A 17,487-nucleotide genomic window follows, 5' to 3' on the forward strand; every position below is an offset into this window, starting at 1 on the left:
TGGCAACGAAGGAGAAGCTGTATGCAAGTCAACATCAGTGGACACCAACTGGAAGTGACCAAGCCCCTGCGTGAATACGTCGAGCTCAAGTTCAAGAAGCTCGAGGGGCATTTCGACAAGATCACCAACGTGCAAGTCACGATGTGCGTCGAAAAGTTGAAGCAGAAAATCGAAGCCACGCTGCATATACCCGGCAATGAGGTCGTCGCCAACGCGGAACATACCGATATGTACGCGGCAATCGACGCACTGACCGACAAGCTGGATAAACAACTCAAAAAGCATAAGGAAAAGACTCAGAGCCTCCTCCAGGGCGCTACGGGTCGTTAACACTCCCAACCCATGATCCGACTTGAAAGCATCCTGACCCCCGGCCGTTCCCTGGTGAACGTGCCGGGCGGCAGTAAAAAGAAAGCCCTCGAGCAAATTGCCAACCTCATCCATCGCGAAGTGCCGGATCTGGCCATGCAGGATGTTTTCGAGAGCCTGGTCGCCCGTGAAAAACTCGGCTCCACCGGCTTTGGTAATGGCATCGCCATTCCCCACTGCCGTCTAAAGGGCTGTGATGCGCCCATCAGTGCCTTGATGCACCTGGACGCCCCTATCGATTTCGACGCCATCGACGGCGCTCCGGTTGACCTGTTGTTCGTGCTACTGGTCCCGCAAGCCGCTACCGATGCGCACCTTGAGTTGTTGCGCCAGATTGCCAGCATGCTCGACCGCAAGGACGTGCGCGACAAACTGCGCAACGCTGCGAGCAATCAAGCCTTGTATCAGGTTGTCCTGGACGAGCAGAACGGGCAGTAATCATGCGCTTGATCATCGTCAGCGGCCGCTCCGGCTCAGGTAAAAGTACCGCCCTCGACGTCCTCGAGGACAACGGCTACTACTGCATTGACAACCTGCCTGCCGGGTTGCTGCCTGAACTGGCCGAGCGAGCGCTGATACACACCGAACTGGCACAGCCACTGGTTGCCGTGTCCATCGATGCTCGCAACCTGCCAAGCCACTTGTCGCGGTTCCCCGAGTTACTGGCAGAAGTGCGCAGTCGCCACATCCAGTGCGATGTCCTGTACCTGGATGCCGACGAAGAAACCCTGCTCAAACGTTTCTCGGAAACCCGTCGGCGTCACCCGCTGAGCAACGCCAACCGCTCGCTGGCCGAAGCGATCAACGACGAGACCACCCTGCTCGGTCCGATTGCCGACCTTGCCGATCTCAAGCTCAACACCACCAGTCTGAATTTGTATCAACTGCGCGATACCATCAAGCTGCGCCTGCTAAACCAACCGGAACCCGGTACGGCGTTTCTCGTGGAGTCGTTCGGGTTCAAGCGTGGTATGCCGGTCGACGCCGACCTGGTATTCGATGTGCGATGCCTACCCAACCCTTACTGGAAGCCGGAACTGCGCGAGCAGTCCGGGCTCGACCAACCGGTGGCCGAGTACCTGGCTGCGCAACCCGATGTCGAGGAAATGTTCCAGGACATTTCTACCTACTTGCTCAAATGGCTGCCACGCTTTGCCGCCAGCAACCGTGCCTATGTCACCATAGCCATTGGCTGCACCGGCGGCCATCACCGCTCCGTCTACCTGACTGAACGTCTTGGCCAGGTCCTGCAGCAATCCCTGAAGAATGTCCAGGTTCGCCACCGCGACCTCAGCTAAAGGATTTACACCGCGATGCCTGCTCTGGAAATCGAAATCATCAACAAGCTGGGCCTGCATGCCCGCGCTTCGGCAAAATTCGTTGGGGTTGCCGGTCAATTCAAGGATTGCACGATCAGGGTAGGACGCACGCCAGAAACCACCATCGATGGTAAAAGCATCATGGCAATGATGATGCTGGCCGCTGGCAAGGGCACCAGGATTTATCTGAGCACCGAAGGCGAGCAGGAACAGGAAGCGCTGGATGCGCTGGTGGCGTTGATCAATAACTACTTCGACGAAGGCGAGTAAAGGTCAAGGACCGTCCGAACCCGGCTCGAGCCGGGGCTTGCTGGCGAAGGCGGCCTTGAACATCAGGATGATCTTTCTGGCGCCATCGCTGGTAAGCCAGCTACCACAGGTTTTGCCAAAGCCCGACAAAAAAGGCGCGCCACCCAATGGGTGGCGCGCCTTTTTGTCCAACGGGCGAAGCTTAGCTGCCCGCCACCGTCATCCGCTCGATCAACACCGAGCCCGTTCGAATGTTGCTGCGCAGTTCCAGGTCATTGCCCACGGCAACGATCTGCTTGAACATGTCTCGCATGTTGCCGGCGATGGTCACTTCCTGGACCGCGAACTGGATTTCGCCGTTCTCGACCCAATAACCCGCCGCTCCACGGGAGTAATCACCGGTGACCATGTTCAGGCCTTGGCCCATCAATTCGGTGACCAGCAGGCCGCGCCCCATACGACGCAGCAGGGCAGCCTGGTCCTCATCGCCATGGGTAACGAACAGGTTGTGCACGCCACCCGCATTGGCGGTGCTCGGCATGCCAAGCTTGCGGCCTGAGTAGGTGCCGAGGATGTAGGACACCAACTCGCCCTTTTCGACAAACGGCTTGGCGTAGGTTGCCAGGCCATCCCCATCGAACGCTGCACTGCCCATGGCCCGCATCAGGTGCGGCCGCTCGTCGATGGTCAGCCATTCCGGAAACAGCTTCTGCCCCAGCGTACCTTCGAGGAACGAGGATTTACGGTACAGGCTGCCACCGGAAATCGCCGAGAGGAAACTGCCGAACAAGCCGCCGGCCAGTTCCGCGGAGAACAGTACCGGCACTTCACAGGTCGGCACCGGACGCGCACCCAGACGGCTTGCGGCGCGTTGCGCAGCACGCTGGCCGATGCTCACCGGGTCCGCCAGCAGATTGCCCTGGCGGTTCACGTCATACCAGTAATCGCGCTGCATCTGGCCATCAGCCTCGGCGATCATCACGCAACTCAAACTGTGCCGGGTCGACGCATAACCGCCGATAAACCCGTGGCTGTTGCCGTAGACGCGGCAGCCCTGATGCGTGCTCAGGGTGGTGCCATCGGCATTGCTGATCCGGCTGTCGGCGGCAAACGCTGCGGCCTCACAGGCCAGCGCCTGCTCAATCGCCTGTTCCGGGGTAATGTCCCATTGGTGGAACAAATCGAAGTCCTGAACATCCCTGGCCATCAGCGCGGCATCCGCCAGGCCCGAGGCTTCGTCTTCAGAGGTGTGCTTGGCGATAGCCAGGGCAGCGGCAACGGTTTCGCGAATCGCCTCTGGCCCACTGGCCGACGTACTGGCCGAGCCCTTGCGCTGACCGACATACAAGGTGATGCCAAAACCCTGGTCGCGGTTGAACTCGACGGTTTCGACTTCGCGCTGGCGAACGGTGGTCGACAGGCCCTGCTCAAGGGACACCGCCACTTCACAGGCACTGGCGCCCTGTCGCTTGGCTTCAGCGATGATTTGCTCGACTTGTTCTTGCAGTGCCGGCAACGCTTGTGGGCCGACGCTTTCAACTGCACTCATGCTGTTCTCCACTCAAATTCTGCTTTCGGTAACGGTCATCGAGCGACCGGGCCGGACAAGCGGCCCCCGACTGGTTATCATGGCGGCGTTTCTTTGCGGACGGCCACCATGGTTGATTCTTACGACGACTCCCTCGATACGGGAGAAAAAAGCAAATCCCAGGTTAAACGCGAGCTGCATGCTCTGGTTGACCTCGGCGAGCGCCTTACAACGCTCAAGCCTGACTTGCTGGCAAAACTGCCGTTGACCGACGCCTTGCGCCGGGCCCTGGCCGATGCGCCCAAGCACACCGCGAACATCGCGCGTAAACGGCACCTGCAGTTCATCGGCAAACTGATGCGCGATCAGGACACTGACGCAATTCTGGTTTTGCTCGATCAACTCGATGCCTCCACTCGCCAGTACAACGAACGCTTCCATAACCTGGAACGTTGGCGCGATCGCCTGATCGCCGGCGACGATGCCGTACTGGAAAAATTCGTCGTCGACTACCCGGACGCGGACCGCCAGCAATTGCGTTCCCTGATCCGTCAGGCGCAGCACGAGGTTGCGCAAAACAAGCCTCCTGCATCCAGCCGTAAAATCTTCAAGTACATCCGTGAGCTGGACGAAACTCAACGCGGTCTGCGTTGATTCTCGTCCATCCCCTGTAGGAGCTGCCGCAGGCTGCGATCTTTTGATCTTTTAAAAAGCAAAAGATCGCAGCCTGCGGCAGCTCCTACAGGGGGATGTATGTGCCTAAGCGCCCGTGCCACCCACGGTGATCGCATCAATCTTCAGCGTTGGCTGGCCGACACCCACCGGCACCGACTGACCATCCTTGCCACACGTCCCCACACCGCTGTCCAGCGCCAAGTCATTGCCGACCATCGACACCTTGCTCATGGCCTCCGGGCCGTTGCCGATCAACGTCGCGCCTTTGACCGGGGCGGTGATCTTGCCGTCTTCGATCAGGTACGCCTCGCTGGTGGAGAACACGAACTTGCCGCTGGTGATGTCCACCTGGCCGCCGCCGAGGTTGGCGCAGTAGATGCCGCGCTTCACCGACGCGATGATTTCTTGCGGGTCGCTTTCGCCGGCCAGCATGTAGGTGTTGGTCATGCGCGGCATCGGCAGGTGCGCGTAAGATTCGCGACGACCGTTACCGGTGCGGGCTACGCCCATCAGGCGGGCGTTGAGCTTGTCCTGCATGTAGCCCTTGAGTACGCCGTTTTCGATCAGTGTGGTGCACTCGGTTGGCGTGCCTTCGTCGTCAACGCTCAAGGAGCCACGACGACCGGCCAAGGTGCCATCATCGACGATGGTGCACAGCTTGGACGCCACCATCTCGCCCATGCGCCCGCTGTAGGCCGAACTGCCCTTGCGGTTGAAGTCGCCTTCCAGGCCGTGGCCGACCGCTTCATGCAGCAGCACGCCCGACCAGCCGGAGCCCAGCACCACCGGCAAGGTTCCGGCCGGCGCCGGAATGGCTTCCAGGTTGACCAGCGCCTGGCGCAACGCTTCACGGGCATAACCCATGGCGCGATCTTCAGCCAGGAAATAACGGTAATCGGTACGCCCGCCACCGCCGTGACCACCGCGTTCGCGACGGCCGTTCTGTTCGACGATCACACTGACGTTGAAGCGCACCAGTGGCCGGACATCCGCCGCCAGGCCGCCATCGGTGGACGCCACCAGGATCCGCTCCCAGACCCCGGCCATGCTCACGGTGACTTGCTGGATACGCGGATCAAGGGCACGGGTGGCGGCATCGATGCGCTTGAGCAGGTCGACTTTCTCGGCACGGGTCAGCACTTCCAGCGGATTGTCCGGCCCGTACAACTGCGCCACATCCTGGGTGGTGAACGCTTGCACGGTGCCATTCTGTCCGGCCCGGGAGATCGACCGGGCGGCTCGGGCAGCCGCGCCCAAGGCTTCCAGGGTGATGGCATTGCTGTAGGCAAAACCGGTCTTCTCACCGGATTGCGCGCGAACACCAACCCCTTGGTCGAGGTTGAAGCTGCCTTCCTTGACGATGCCGTCTTCCAGCGCCCAGGACTCGGAAATCTGCCCCTGGAAATACAGGTCGGCGGCATCGATGCCAGGGCCGGCCAGGTCGCCAAGCACACCTTGCAGGCTTTCGATCGTTACGCCACCGGGTGCCAGGAGGTGCTCACTGACTGAGGACAACAACTCGCTCATATGCTTTACGCCTTAAATTCATCGTTCTGAGGCAGGCCGCTGGGCGCCCTGCGAGAAAAAGCGCCGGTGACTGGACACCGGCATCCGCGCCCGGATGGACGCCTGTTCGCTGCTATCGCGTTCGGCCAGCAGCACGGCCTCGCCTTGACCCTGTTGTGCCAGCACCCGTCCCCATGGGTCGACGATTGCCGCGTGTCCCCAGGTTTCCCTTGGCCCCGGATGCGTTCCACCCTGGGCGGCCGCGAGCACATAACACTGGGTTTCGATGGCTCGCGCACGAATCAGCACATCCCAGTGCGCGGCGCCGGTTACGGCGGTGAAAGCCGACGGCGCGGTAATCAGTTCCGCGCCGGCAGCACGCAATTCACTGTAGAGCTCCGGGAAGCGCAGGTCATAACAAACCGTCAGGCCGACTCGGCCGACCGGCGTATCCGCAACCACTATCCCGCTGCCATAAGCATAGTCATCGGATTCGCGATAACGGCCGCGATTGTCTGCCACGTCCACGTCAAACAGGTGCAGCTTGTCGTAGCGAGCGACCGTTTCGCCTTGGTCGTCAACCAGCAACGAGCAGGCATGCACCTTGGCCGACGGTTGATCCACCGGCGGCAACGGCAAGGTGCCCGCCACAATCCATAACTTGAGGTCGCGGGCCGTCTGTTTCAACCAGGGCAGGATCGGGCCTTCGCCCAACGCCTCGGCGCGACCGATGTCGGCGATGTCGCGCCGGCCCATGGCGGCGAAATTTTCCGGCAGCACAGCCAATTTCGCACCGCCCACGGCCGCTTGTTCCAGCAACTGACGCGCCCGGGCCAGGTTGGCCAGCACATCGCTCTGGCTGACCATTTGAATTACCGCTACAGACATGGCCTTTCCCTGATCGGATACCAACGCATACCTGTAGGAGCTGCCGCAGGCTGCGATCTTTTGATGTTGCTTTTAAGATCAAGATCAAAAGATCGCAGCCTGCGGCAGCTCCTACAGTGGAGTTAAGGCCATGCTACTCCATAGGTTTGGAGGATGGCGTCAAAAAGCCTTGTCGAAGGTGATTTTCGGTTCTTTCCACGGTCCCTTGACGGTGTACTTCACGCTGGCGAAGCGCGCCACACGGTCACCGATCAACTTGTCGATCAGGAACAGTGCCCCACCGATCGCCGGTGCGCCGACGATCAGCGCGGCGATGGGCAGGTTGTTGGTCACTGGCAGGGTCACCAGCAGTTTCGCATCGATCTGATCGGCCACCATATTCAGGGTGCCGTCGAGCTCAATGGTGCTCGATGGACCGGTCAGGCGGATTGGCTCCCGTGTCACGTACACCCCGTTGGTCGCCACCAGCAGGCCCTTGACCCGGTCATAGCTCAGGCCTTTGCCGAACAGGTCGGAGAAGTCCAGGCGCAAGCGGCGGCCAATGGAGTTGAAGTTGAGCAGGCCAAATACACGCAACGCCTGGGCACTGCCTTCGACCTCGACAAACTGGCCTTCCTTGAGCGACGCATCGAGGGTGCCAGAGAGACGCTTGGTCCCCATCCATGCCGGCGAGCCCGGCCAGCGGGCGTCGACATCCATGTGAAATTCCTGGCTGGTGACGCTCGGCGCGTAGCCCCAGCCCTTGAGGACATCCGCCAGGTTCTTGCCGCTGATCCGCCCCTTGTACCAACTGGTGCTGGCACCAGGTGGACCTTCCCATCCGCCGCTGCCTTGCAACAACATGCCCTTGAGGCCCATGTCCAGCGAGTTGAGCGCGATACCCCTGGCCGTCGGACGCACCTTCAGCGACCAGGCGCCCACCAGGTCGTTGCCCTGATACAACTGATTGATGATGATATCCAACGCCGGGATCTTGGTCGGGTCCACCGAGGCCAGGGGATCCGGCGAGTTTTCGTCGGCCAGAACCTTTGGGTCCGGGGCGGGCAGGCGCACCGTTTGCAGGTTGATCACCATCGGCGCAGCCTTGGCATCGGGGATGCTGGCGGCGCCCTTGACCTGCTGGCTGTCGAGTTGCAGGGCCCACGAGGACGGTTTGCGCGTCAGCTGCACCACCGCCTGATCCAGGGTGGTACCCAAGGCGCTGAGCTTGCCGACCTTGATGTCCGCTCCGCTGAGCAACTGCTTGGCGTTGCCACCGGGGTCTTGGCCGGCATACTTGCTCACCAGGTCCTGCCAGGGGCCGACATCCAGTTCCGAGAGCACGCCACGAATGCGCAAACCCTTGGCCCCGGGCAGCGCGGCCGTGCCATTGCCGAGAAACAATTCACCGCGACCGCCGGCAAAATTGCCGGCCGGTGCAGCAAACGTGAAGCTCGCCAGCTCCCCGTAATTTGCCCAGTAGCGCCGCTCCGCTCCTTGCAGGGTCATGCGAAACGAAGTGTCGCGCCCGACATCCGCCGCCAGGCCAAAGGGCGCCGGCAGATCGACCGCCACACCCTTGAGACTGGAATTGACCATCAATTGGCTATCGGCACCATCCAGGGTCAGTTGCAGTTGGTACGGGATAACGCCACTCACTGGCAACGGCTGGGTCACGCCCAGCCAATCCTTGAGCTTCTTGACTTCGACCTGCCCGGAAGCGGTGACCCGGGTGTTGAGCTTGCCTTCACGACCGTCGGCGAAAATTTGCGCAGTGACCGGCTTATCGAAGGCGCGCGCACTGATGTTCTGCCCACTCAAGCCTTTGCTGCTGTCAAAACGGAAGTCACCCTTGAGCTGAGTCAGCTCGAGGGGGGGCTCGGGCAGTTTCAAACGGGCCTTTGCCGTCTTGAAGTCAACCAGGATCTTGGGCTGTTCGCCCTTGGCCAGCGGAATATCCAGCTTCAGTTTGCCTTGCAGATCGCCCTCGCCTTCCCAACCCGCGAAAGTCTCGGCAGTGCCTATCGGCGCTTCCTTGAGGATTTTCAGGCCATCACCCAATCCACCGGCGAACGCACCGTCGAGAAACAGGTGACTGTTTTGCCCGGCGGGCACATGGGGAATGTTGACGTAGATATCGCGGACCTGGGTGTCGAGCAATTGCCCCTTGCTGGCCAGAATCCGTACGCCACTGTCTTCAACGAATACGTCACCCGTGACCTTGCTGACATGCGGCCAGCCAGGCTGGAACGCCAGCTCGGCATCGTGGACCTTGAAAAACAGGCTGATGCTGCGTGCCGTTTCCTCTGCGCCGTGGTTCAACGAGCCTTGGTACTGGAAGAATCCCTGATCCACCGCACCTTTGAGAATCGCCGTGCGCAGCCATTCGTCCAGCGTCGGGCTGAGGACGGTCGGCAGGTATTTGGCGGTGTAGCGACCGTCGCCGTCCACCAGACCAACCCGCAGGTCCATGTAGTCTTCCCGTGCCTCATCGAAAAACAGGCGGATCAAGAAGTCGCCGGCAATCTTGCCTTCCTCGCCCAACACCTTCAGGTACGGCGCGATCAGCGTGAAACTTTCCTTGTCGAGCTTCCAGGTCAAGGTCGCGTTGGCCTGGATGTATTGCCATGGCTTGGCGAAAATCGGGTCCAGGTGCAGCATGAAATCCTTGCTGTCCATGCGCAACTCGCCATGGCCAAGGTCGCCGCTGATGCTGCCCGTGACATTACGTGCCGCTGGGGCACCGTGATACGCGTCAAAGCCGACGCGATCAAGGTTGGCTGCGAAGCTGAACCGGCTGTCATCGGTGGCATTGGGCTTCACGTCGATCAGCACGTTGCGCAACCCACCGGTGACCTTGAGCCGCTCGACCACCGTGGCGACCCCTTCCGGCAATGGCGCCAGGGCGTTGAGCACCGGCGTGAGTGGTGTCAGGTCGAGACGGTCGGCTTGCAGATGCCAGATGTTTTGCGTCTGGTCCGAGGCCGTGACCTGCTTCAATTGCAGTCGTGATTCCCAGCGGGTCTCGCCAAGGTTCATGGCCAGGGAGTCAACCGTTACCAGCATGCCCTCGGCGCTGCGCTGGAAATAACCGTTAAGCGCCAGGTTGTTGATCTGGATCGGCTTGCGTTCGGCATAGGCCCCTTTGAATTGCGGCGCATTCAACCGCACGGCGCCGCTTTGCAAGGCGCCTTTGCCCCAGGTTGCCCACAGCTCGCCACCCGCCTTGAGTTCGGAGAAATTCCACTGCTGGGTCAGGGTTTCGGGCAACCATTTCGACCAGTCGCTTTGCGGCAAGCTCACATAGACTTGCGCCTCGCCGTCCTGCCACTGGCTGGCTCGAATACGGGTACGCACACTCAAGGCCAATGGCTGGCCATCGGGCAGGGTCAAGCGGGCATCGAGTCGTTGGCGGGATGCGCCGGTTTTCAGCGTCGCGCCAACGTACGTCAGGGTCAGCGGCGATTCTCCCCAAGGCTGCAACGTGACCTGGCTGTCGAGTACCGACAGTTGCTGGATCATTTGCATGCGATTGAGTAGCTGCTCCGGCTCAAATGGCTGATCGTCCTTGACCGGCAAGCCTTCCAGCGCCCACGCGCCGTCATCGCCTTGCTTGAGGCTGATCTTCAGGCCATTGAGTTCCAGATTGGCGATGCGCACCTCGCGGGCCAGCAGACTCTCCCACAGGTCCGGGACAGCCCGCACGTTTTCCAGGTGCAGGGCGTTGGCCCCCTCGCCTACGGTCACGTCGTGAGCCGACAGAATGGGCGCGAAGCCACTCCAGCTGCCTTTCAGCTCGCCGATTTGCAGGGGCATGCCCAAGGCCTCGCTGGCCTTGGTTTCGACTTCGCCACGGTACTCGGCCACCAACGGCGCCAGTTCCCGGCCCAGGCTGACGTACAACGCCATCACCACCAAAACCAACGCGCACAGGCCCAGACCCCAGCGGGTCAGTGCGGCCAATATGCGTGTCAGACGCTCCATGTCAGGTGGCTCCCATGGCAAAAGTTCTGCAGAAAGCTGAGGCCAGCCATTCAGGAAAATTCAGGACGAAGCAGTTCAGAGCAGCACGACGTCGTATTGTTCCTGGGAATACATGGTTTCGACCTGGAATCGGATGGTGCGCCCGATAAATACTTCAAGTTCGGCGACGTTACCCGACTCCTCATCGAGCAGACGATCGACAACCCGCTGGTTCGCCAATACACGATAGCCTTCCGCCTGATAGGCGCGAGCCTCACGCAGGATTTCGCGGAAGATTTCATAGCAAATGGTTTCCGGGGTTTTCAGCTTGCCGCGCCCCTGGCAACTGGTGCACGGCTCGCACAGGACCTGTTCGAGGCTTTCGCGGGTGCGCTTGCGAGTCATCTGCACCAGGCCCAACTCGGTGATGCCGATGATGTTGGTCTTGGCGTGGTCGCGCTCCAGTTGCTTCTCGAGCGTGCGCAGGACCTGGCGCTGGTGTTCTTCATCCTCCATGTCGATGAAGTCGATGATGATGATCCCGCCCAGGTTGCGCAGCCTCAATTGTCGGGCAATGGCGGTCGCCGCTTCGAGGTTGGTCTTGAAGATGGTTTCTTCAAGATTGCGATGCCCGACGAACGCACCGGTGTTGACGTCGATGGTGCTCATGGCTTCCGCCGGGTCGACCACCAGATAACCGCCGGACTTCAACGGGACTTTGCGCTCAAGGGCCTTCTGGATTTCATCTTCGACACCGTACAGGTCGAAAATCGGTCGCTCGCCCGGATAGTGCTCCAGACGATCTGCGATCTCTGGCATCAATTCGGCGACGAACTGCGTGGTTTTCTGGAAAGTTTCCCGGGAGTCGATGCGAATCTTCTCGATCTTCGGGCTCACCAGGTCGCGCAGCGTGCGCAGCGCCAAGCCGAGGTCCTCATAGATCACACTCGGCGCGCTGATGGTCTTGATCTGCTCGCTGATCTGGTCCCATAGCCTGCGCAGGTAGCGGATGTCCATGAGGATTTCATCGGCACCGGCCCCTTCGGCGGCCGTGCGCAGGATGAACCCGCCCGCTTCCTTGATGCCTTCCTTGGCCACGCAATCGGTGACCACTTGCTTGAGGCGATCGCGCTCGGCCTCGTCTTCGATTTTCAGCGAAATACCGACGTGGGCGGTGCGCGGCATGTACACCAGGTAACGAGAAGGAATCGACAGCTGCGTGGTCAGGCGCGCACCTTTGGAGCCGATGGGGTCCTTGGTGACTTGCACCACCAGGCTCTGGCCTTCGTGCACCAACGCGCTGATGCTCTCGACGGCCGGACCTTCACGCAAGGAGATTTCGGATGCATGAATGAACGCGGCGCGGTCCAGGCCGATATCGACGAACGCCGCCTGCATGCCGGGCAATACCCGCACGACCTTGCCTTTGTAGATGTTGCCGACGATCCCGCGCTTTTGCGTGCGCTCGACATGAACTTCTTGCAGGACACCGTTTTCGACCACCGCCACGCGCGATTCCATCGGCGTGATGTTGATCAGGATCTCTTCACTCATGGCAGGGTCTCGTTCAGGCATGTTCACAATAATGGCCGGGTACGACGCTTAGCGTGCGTTATTGGGTTGCCAACAGGGTATGCCGAAATGGCCGAGCAGTTGCGCGGTTTCGCACAGCGGCAGTCCAACCACCGCCGAGTAACTCCCAGTGAGCCCGGCGACAAACACTGCGCCCAGCCCTTGAATGCCGTAGCCACCGGCCTTGTCCCGAGGTTCACCGCTGGCCCAGTAGGCCGCCGCTTCATCTGGGCTGATTTCACGAAAACGTACGTGACTGGTGACCACCAACGACTCGCAACGATCAAAATCGAGCAGCGCTATCGCGGTCAGGACCTGATGCTCGCGCCCGGACAACATCTTCAGCATGGCGCACGCGTCGCCTTCATCAACCGGTTTGCCAAGAATTTTTCCATCAAGCACCACGGCGGTATCTGCACCGAGCACGCAGCAGGACGCATCAGACGCGACTGCGCCGCGTCCGGCCTCGGCCTTGCCACGCGCCAAGCGCTCGACATAGGCCGACGGGGATTCATGATTCAAAGGGGTTTCATCGATATCCGCGCTGATGGCGGTGAACGGCACGCCGATCTGCGTGAGCAGTTCACGCCGACGCGGTGAGCCAGAGGCGAGGTACAACCGTTTCATCAAGACCTCTCCCTGTCTAATGCCCGAACGAATTAATTGATTTTGTAGCGTCGACGCAATCCGCGCAAACCGAAGCTGACCCAGGGCCAGAGCAACGCGCTGACCAGTGCCGGCAATACCAGGGCCAGGGTTGGCTGACGATTGCCAGTCAAGGCGCTGAGCCATAGTTGCACCAGCTGGGCGAGGCCGAAGATCACCAGGATCACCAGGCTCTGCTGCCACATCGGGAACATTCGCAGGCGTTGTTGCAGCGCCAGCACCAGGTAGGTGATGAGCGTCAGGATCAATGCATTCTGGCCCAGCAGCGTGCCGTACAGCACGTCCTCGGCCAAGCCCAGGCACCAGGCGGTGACCATCCCGACTTTCTGCGGCAGCGCCAGTGCCCAGAACGCCAGCAGCAAGGCCAGCCACAGGGGGCGCAGGATCTCCATGAATTGCGGCAGCGGCGATACGCTGAGCAACATGCCGACGGCAAATGTCAGCCAGACGATCCAGCCGTTTCGAGAAGCTGTGACACCGACCATTATTCTCGTCCCCCAGTGGTAGCCGGTGCGGAGACAGGCGGTTTGGCAGCAGGCTTGACAGCAACGGGCTTGACGACAGCGGGTTGTGTCGCCGGTGGCTTGGCGGGTGCAGTCGTGGTGGGTTTGGCGGCAGGCTTGGCCGGGGTCGTGACCGCCGGAGTAGCCGCTGGCGTCGCCGGAACAGCCGGAGCCGCGACTGCTGCCGGTACAACCGCCGGTCTCGGCACGGTCGCCGGAATGATCGGCCCCCCACCCTGCGCATCCAGGCTTTCCTGGGCCTGGGCAGCGTCGTTGGCGCGCTCCTCGGCAGTGCGAGTGTCGCTGAACACCAGCAGCAAATAACGGCTGCGGTTCAAGGCGGCGGTCGGTACGGCGCGAACAATGGCGAACGGCTGGCCGGAGTCATGGATCACTTCCTTGACCGTCGCCACCGGGTAACCTGCCGGGAAACGCTGGCCCAGGCCGGAGCTGACCAACAGGTCGCCTTCCTTGATATCGGCGGTATCGGCCACGTGGCGCAATTCGAGGCGTTCCGGGTTGCCGGTGCCGCTGGCAATGGCGCGCAGGCCGTTGCGGTTGACCTGCACCGGAATGCTGTGGGTGGAATCGGTCAGCAGCAGGACCCGGGAGGTGTAGGGCATCAACTCGACCACCTGGCCCATCAGGCCACGGGCATCGAGCACCGGCTGCCCGAGCACCACGCCGTCGCGTTCACCCTTGTTGATGATGATGCGATGGGTGAATGGGTTGGGGTCCATGCCGATCAACTCAGCCACTTCGACCTTTTCGTTCACCAGTGCCGAAGAGTTGAGCAACTCGCGCAGCCGAACGTTCTGCTCGGTAAGGGAGGCAAGCTTTTGCATGCGCCCCTGCAACAGCAGGTTTTCGCTCTTGAGCTTTTCGTTTTCGGCGATCAGTTCGGTGCGGCTGCCAAACTGGCTGGCCACACCCTGCCATAGCCGCTGCGGCAGGTCGGTGATCCAGTAAGACTGCATCAACACCAGCGACATCTGGCTACGCACTGGCTTGAGCAGTGTGAAGCGGGCATCGACCACCATCAGCGCGACCGACAGCACGACCAGCACCAACAAGCGCACGCCCAGTGAGGGACCCTTGGTGAAAAGCGGTTTAATAAGCCGCTCCTCCCAGGCAAATGTTCTCTTTATTCATACGGCATCAAACCGGCCTGGATGCAGACGACAGAAGATAAACGCGAACAGGCAGCACTGCAAAGTGCCGCCTGCGCGCTCACAGCATAGAGGCGATCCGGCGACTTATTCGCTGGAGAGCAGGTCCATGGTGTGTTTATCCATCATTTCCAATGCACGGCCACCGCCGCGAGCAACGCAGGTCAACGGGTCTTCGGCAACGATCACCGGCAGGCCGGTTTCCTGTGCCAGCAGCTTGTCGAGGTCACGCAGCAAGGCGCCACCACCGGTCAACACCAGGCCACGCTCGGCGATGTCGGAAGCCAGCTCCGGCGGCGACTGCTCCAGCGCGCTCTTCACGGCCTGAACGATGGTCGCCAGCGACTCTTGCAGCGCTTCGAGCACTTCGTTGGAGTTCAGGGTGAATGCGCGTGGAACGCCTTCGGCCAGGTTGCGGCCACGAACGTCGACTTCGCGAACTTCGCCACCCGGGTAAGCGGTACCGATTTCCTGCTTGATGCGCTCGGCAGTGGACTCACCGATCAGGCTGCCGTAGTTGCGACGCACATACGTGATGATCGCTTCGTCGAAACGGTCGCCACCTACCCGTACGGATTCGGCATAGACCACGCCATTCAGCGAGATCAGCGCGATTTCGGTGGTACCGCCACCGATATCCACGACCATCGAACCGCGGGCTTCTTCAACCGGCAAACCGGCACCGATCGCAGCAGCCATCGGCTCTTCGATCAGGAACACTTCACGGGCACCGGCACCGAGCGCCGATTCACGGATGGCGCGACGTTCAACCTGGGTGGACTTGCATGGGACGCAGATCAGCACTCGAGGGCTAGGCTGCAGGAAGCTGTTTTCATGAACCTTGTTGATAAAATACTGCAGCATCTTTTCGCAGACGCTGAAGTCGGCGATCACGCCGTCTTTCATCGGACGAATGGCAGCAATATTGCCCGGCGTACGGCCCAACATGCGCTTCGCTTCGGTGCCGACAGCAACGACACTTTTCTGGTTACCGTGTGTCCGAATGGCCACAACCGATGGCTCATTCAGGACGATACCGCGCTCACGCACGTAAATAAGGGTGTTGGCAGTGCCCAGGTCAATGGAAAGATCGCTGGAAAACATGCCACGCAGTTTCTTGAACATGGGAAAGGGACCCTAGGCAACGCGTGGGTAAAAAAGTGCGGCAAACTCTAACAACGACAGGGATTTTGGGCAAGGCGCCAATATGTTAAATTGGCCGTTTTTCTGTGCACCAAACCCCACAATCGCGGCCATATGACCGTAGAAGTGCGGTAGTGTTCCGACAATCTAACACACGGACGCCGTCCGTCTTGTTTTCCACTGGAGAATCCCAATGGCGCTTGAACGCTCCGACGTGGAAAAAATCGCTCATCTGGCCTGCCTTGGCCTCAATGATGCCGATCTTCCACACATCACTTCGGCCCTCAACAGCATTCTCGGGTTGGTCGACGAAATGCAGGCGGTGAATACCGATGGTATCGAGCCGCTCGCCCACCCACTGGAAGCCAGCCAGCGCCTGCGTGCAGACGTCGTGACCGAGAGCAACAATCGCGAGGCCTACCAGTCCATCGCACCAGCGGTCGAAAACGGCCTGTACCTGGTTCCGAAAGTCATCGACTAAAGGGAAAGAGCCTGCAATGCATCAATTGACTCTGGCCGAGATCGCCCGCGGACTCGCCGATAAAAAGTTTTCCTCCGAAGAGCTGACCAAAGTCCTGCTGGCGCGCATCGCCCAGCTCGACCCACAGCTCAACAGCTTCATCAGCCTCACTGAAGACCTGGCGCTCACGCAGGCGAAAGCCGCTGATGCCCGCCGGGCCAATGGTGAGAGCGGCGCCCTGCTGGGTGCGCCGATCGCCCACAAGGACCTGTTCTGCACCCAGGGCATCCGCACCAGTTGCGGCTCGAAGATGCTCGACAACTTCAAGGCACCGTACGACGCCACCGTCGTCGCCAAGCTGGCCGCTGCCGGGGCCGTGACCCTGGGCAAGACCAACATGGACGAATTCGCCATGGGCTCGGCCAACGAGTCGAGCTACTACGGCGCGGTGAAAAACCCGTGGAACCTGGAATACGTGCCGGGCGGTTCCTCCGGCGGCTCCGCGGCTGCAGTGGCCGCTCGCCTGTTGCCTGCCGCCACTGGCACCGATACCGGCGGTTCGATCCGCCAGCCAGCGGCGCTGACCAACCTCACAGGCCTGAAACCGACGTACGGTCGCGTATCGCGTTGGGGCATGATCGCCTACGCGTCCAGCCTCGATCAGGGCGGTCCGTTGGCGCGCACTGCCGAAGACTGCGCAATATTGTTGCAAGGTATGGCCGGCTTCGATCCGAACGACTCGACCAGCATCGATGAACCCGTGCCGGACTACAGCGCCAGCCTCAACGGTTCGCTGCAAGGGCTGCGCATCGGCGTGCCGAAAGAGTATTTCAGCGCCGGTCTCGACCCGCGCATCGCCGACCTGGTGATGGCCAGCGTCGAAGAGCTGAAAAAGCTCGGTGCCGTGATCAAGGAAATCAGCCTGCCAAACATGCAGCACGCGATTCCTGCGTACTACGTGATCGCCCCGGCGGAAGCCTCTTCCAACCTGTCGCGTTTCGATGGCGTGCGCTTCGGCTATCGCTGCGAAGACCCGAAAAACCTGGAAGACCTGTACAAGCGCTCCCGTGGCGAAGGTTTCGGCACAGAAGTGCAGCGCCGCATCATGGTCGGCGCCTACGCCCTGTCCGCCGGCTACTACGACGCCTACTACCTGAAGGCGCAGAAGATTCGTCGCTTGATCAAGAACGACTTCATGGCGGCCTTCAACGAGGTCGACATCATTCTCGGCCCAACCACGCCAAACCCGGCCTGGAAGCTCGGCGCCAAGAACAGCGACCCGGTCGCTGCCTACCTGGAAGACGTCTACACCATCACCGCCAACCTCGCCGGCCTGCCAGGCCTGTCGATGCCGGCCGGTTTTGTCGATGGTTTGCCAGTAGGCGTGCAGCTGCTCGCTCCGTATTTCCAGGAAGGCCGCTTGCTCAACGTTGCGCACCAGTACCAGTTGAACACTGACTGGCACACCCGCACCCCAACCGGCTTCTGAGGAGACACA

The 17,487-nt window shown here is 60.8% G+C and carries 16 protein-coding genes; 7 read left to right on the top strand and 9 right to left on the bottom strand.

The genetic code is table 11. The annotated features are described in order from the left end of the window. Positions 1-21: 21 nt before the first annotated feature. Genes hpf through AC1Q8Q_RS02250 form a run of 4 tightly spaced genes read left to right on the top strand, consistent with a single transcriptional unit; the run spans position 22 to position 1,958 of the window. Positions 22-330 (top strand): ribosome hibernation-promoting factor, HPF/YfiA family, encoded by a 309-nt coding sequence (gene hpf, locus AC1Q8Q_RS02235; protein WP_020796640.1) that lies wholly within the window; start codon positions 22-24, stop codon positions 328-330. A gap of 12 nt (positions 331-342) precedes the next feature. Next, entirely contained in the window at positions 343-807 is a 465-nt protein-coding gene (gene ptsN, locus AC1Q8Q_RS02240) for a PTS IIA-like nitrogen regulatory protein PtsN (RefSeq protein ID WP_151140482.1), read from the top strand. A 2-nt stretch (positions 808-809) separates the two neighbouring features. Continuing rightward, positions 810-1,667: an RNase adapter RapZ gene (gene rapZ, locus AC1Q8Q_RS02245; RefSeq protein WP_020796638.1), complete on the top strand. Its 858-nt coding sequence runs from the start codon at positions 810-812 to the stop codon at positions 1,665-1,667. A gap of 15 nt (positions 1,668-1,682) precedes the next feature. Then, positions 1,683-1,958, top strand: coding sequence for an HPr family phosphocarrier protein (locus AC1Q8Q_RS02250; RefSeq protein WP_179056747.1), 276 nt, complete (start codon positions 1,683-1,685; stop codon positions 1,956-1,958). 181 nt (positions 1,959-2,139) lie between these two features. On the opposite strand, the gene pmbA is transcribed toward AC1Q8Q_RS02250, so the two are convergent. Then, positions 2,140-3,486, bottom strand: coding sequence for a metalloprotease PmbA (gene pmbA, locus AC1Q8Q_RS02255; protein ID WP_020796635.1), 1,347 nt, complete (start codon positions 3,484-3,486; stop codon positions 2,140-2,142). A 108-nt stretch (positions 3,487-3,594) separates the two neighbouring features. Here pmbA and yjgA point away from each other — a divergent pair, with 108 nt between their 5' ends. Beyond that, positions 3,595-4,119 (top strand): ribosome biogenesis factor YjgA, encoded by a 525-nt coding sequence (gene yjgA, locus AC1Q8Q_RS02260; RefSeq protein ID WP_008054354.1) that lies wholly within the window; start codon positions 3,595-3,597, stop codon positions 4,117-4,119. 105 nt (positions 4,120-4,224) lie between these two features. Here yjgA and tldD read toward each other — a convergent pair whose 3' ends face one another. The 8 genes from tldD to mreB all read right to left on the bottom strand — a co-directional run bounded on the left by tldD (position 4,225) and on the right by mreB (position 15,511). Then, on the bottom strand, positions 4,225-5,667 hold the full coding sequence (tldD, locus tag AC1Q8Q_RS02265; protein WP_020796634.1) for a metalloprotease TldD: 1,443 nt from the start codon (positions 5,665-5,667) through the stop codon (positions 4,225-4,227). 18 nt (positions 5,668-5,685) lie between these two features. Further along, positions 5,686-6,534: a carbon-nitrogen hydrolase family protein gene (locus tag AC1Q8Q_RS02270; RefSeq protein WP_020796633.1), complete on the bottom strand. Its 849-nt coding sequence runs from the start codon at positions 6,532-6,534 to the stop codon at positions 5,686-5,688. A gap of 159 nt (positions 6,535-6,693) precedes the next feature. Next, complete coding sequence (locus tag AC1Q8Q_RS02275) at positions 6,694-10,497, bottom strand: YhdP family protein (protein ID WP_492614775.1); 3,804 nt, start codon at positions 10,495-10,497, stop codon at positions 6,694-6,696. A 75-nt stretch (positions 10,498-10,572) separates the two neighbouring features. Beyond that, a complete protein-coding gene (rng, locus tag AC1Q8Q_RS02280; protein WP_020796631.1) occupies positions 10,573-12,030 on the bottom strand; it encodes a ribonuclease G in 1,458 nt (485 codons plus the stop codon). Between the two features lie 48 nt (positions 12,031-12,078). Next, positions 12,079-12,675, bottom strand: a complete 597-nt coding sequence (locus AC1Q8Q_RS02285; RefSeq protein ID WP_033040138.1) for a Maf family protein — start codon at positions 12,673-12,675, stop codon at positions 12,079-12,081. Between the two features lie 32 nt (positions 12,676-12,707). Further along, positions 12,708-13,199: a rod shape-determining protein MreD gene (gene mreD, locus AC1Q8Q_RS02290; RefSeq protein ID WP_008054347.1), complete on the bottom strand. Its 492-nt coding sequence runs from the start codon at positions 13,197-13,199 to the stop codon at positions 12,708-12,710. Further along, on the bottom strand, positions 13,199-14,332 hold the full coding sequence (gene mreC, locus AC1Q8Q_RS02295; RefSeq protein WP_080725290.1) for a rod shape-determining protein MreC: 1,134 nt from the start codon (positions 14,330-14,332) through the stop codon (positions 13,199-13,201). The genes mreD and mreC overlap by 1 nt, the downstream gene beginning before the upstream one ends. A gap of 141 nt (positions 14,333-14,473) precedes the next feature. Continuing rightward, positions 14,474-15,511 (bottom strand): rod shape-determining protein MreB, encoded by a 1,038-nt coding sequence (gene mreB, locus AC1Q8Q_RS02300; protein WP_002555108.1) that lies wholly within the window; start codon positions 15,509-15,511, stop codon positions 14,474-14,476. A 211-nt stretch (positions 15,512-15,722) separates the two neighbouring features. Between mreB and gatC the strand changes: the two genes are divergently transcribed. Then, entirely contained in the window at positions 15,723-16,010 is a 288-nt protein-coding gene (gene gatC, locus AC1Q8Q_RS02305; protein ID WP_008054345.1) for an Asp-tRNA(Asn)/Glu-tRNA(Gln) amidotransferase subunit GatC, read from the top strand. A gap of 16 nt (positions 16,011-16,026) precedes the next feature. Beyond that, the gene (gene gatA / locus AC1Q8Q_RS02310) at positions 16,027-17,478 is read left to right on the top strand and encodes an Asp-tRNA(Asn)/Glu-tRNA(Gln) amidotransferase subunit GatA (RefSeq protein ID WP_020796627.1); all 1,452 of its coding nucleotides are present in this window, start codon (positions 16,027-16,029) and stop codon (positions 17,476-17,478) included. Positions 17,479-17,487: the final 9 nt, after the last annotated feature.

This window comes from Pseudomonas sp. GW823-FHT06B06 (genome assembly GCF_058795195.1).

What these genes read in the sequence shown, in the direction of transcription:
- pmbA (WP_020796635.1), bottom strand. Translation starts at nt 3,486, where the DNA reads ATGAGTGCAGTTGAAAGCGTCGGCCCACAAGCGTTGCCGGCACTGCAA.
- gatA (WP_020796627.1), top strand. Translation starts at nt 16,027, where the DNA reads ATGCATCAATTGACTCTGGCCGAGATCGCCCGCGGACTCGCCGATAAA.
- mreB (WP_002555108.1), bottom strand. Translation starts at nt 15,511, where the DNA reads ATGTTCAAGAAACTGCGTGGCATGTTTTCCAGCGATCTTTCCATTGAC.
- hpf (WP_020796640.1), top strand. Translation starts at nt 22, where the DNA reads ATGCAAGTCAACATCAGTGGACACCAACTGGAAGTGACCAAGCCCCTG.
- gatC (WP_008054345.1), top strand. Translation starts at nt 15,723, where the DNA reads ATGGCGCTTGAACGCTCCGACGTGGAAAAAATCGCTCATCTGGCCTGC.
- rng (WP_020796631.1), bottom strand. Translation starts at nt 12,030, where the DNA reads ATGAGTGAAGAGATCCTGATCAACATCACGCCGATGGAATCGCGCGTG.
- mreD (WP_008054347.1), bottom strand. Translation starts at nt 13,199, where the DNA reads ATGGTCGGTGTCACAGCTTCTCGAAACGGCTGGATCGTCTGGCTGACA.
- ptsN (WP_151140482.1), top strand. Translation starts at nt 343, where the DNA reads ATGATCCGACTTGAAAGCATCCTGACCCCCGGCCGTTCCCTGGTGAAC.
- AC1Q8Q_RS02285 (WP_033040138.1), bottom strand. Translation starts at nt 12,675, where the DNA reads ATGAAACGGTTGTACCTCGCCTCTGGCTCACCGCGTCGGCGTGAACTG.
- AC1Q8Q_RS02275 (WP_492614775.1), bottom strand. Translation starts at nt 10,497, where the DNA reads ATGGAGCGTCTGACACGCATATTGGCCGCACTGACCCGCTGGGGTCTG.
- AC1Q8Q_RS02250 (WP_179056747.1), top strand. Translation starts at nt 1,683, where the DNA reads ATGCCTGCTCTGGAAATCGAAATCATCAACAAGCTGGGCCTGCATGCC.
- rapZ (WP_020796638.1), top strand. Translation starts at nt 810, where the DNA reads ATGCGCTTGATCATCGTCAGCGGCCGCTCCGGCTCAGGTAAAAGTACC.
- tldD (WP_020796634.1), bottom strand. Translation starts at nt 5,667, where the DNA reads ATGAGCGAGTTGTTGTCCTCAGTCAGTGAGCACCTCCTGGCACCCGGT.
- yjgA (WP_008054354.1), top strand. Translation starts at nt 3,595, where the DNA reads ATGGTTGATTCTTACGACGACTCCCTCGATACGGGAGAAAAAAGCAAA.
- AC1Q8Q_RS02270 (WP_020796633.1), bottom strand. Translation starts at nt 6,534, where the DNA reads ATGTCTGTAGCGGTAATTCAAATGGTCAGCCAGAGCGATGTGCTGGCC.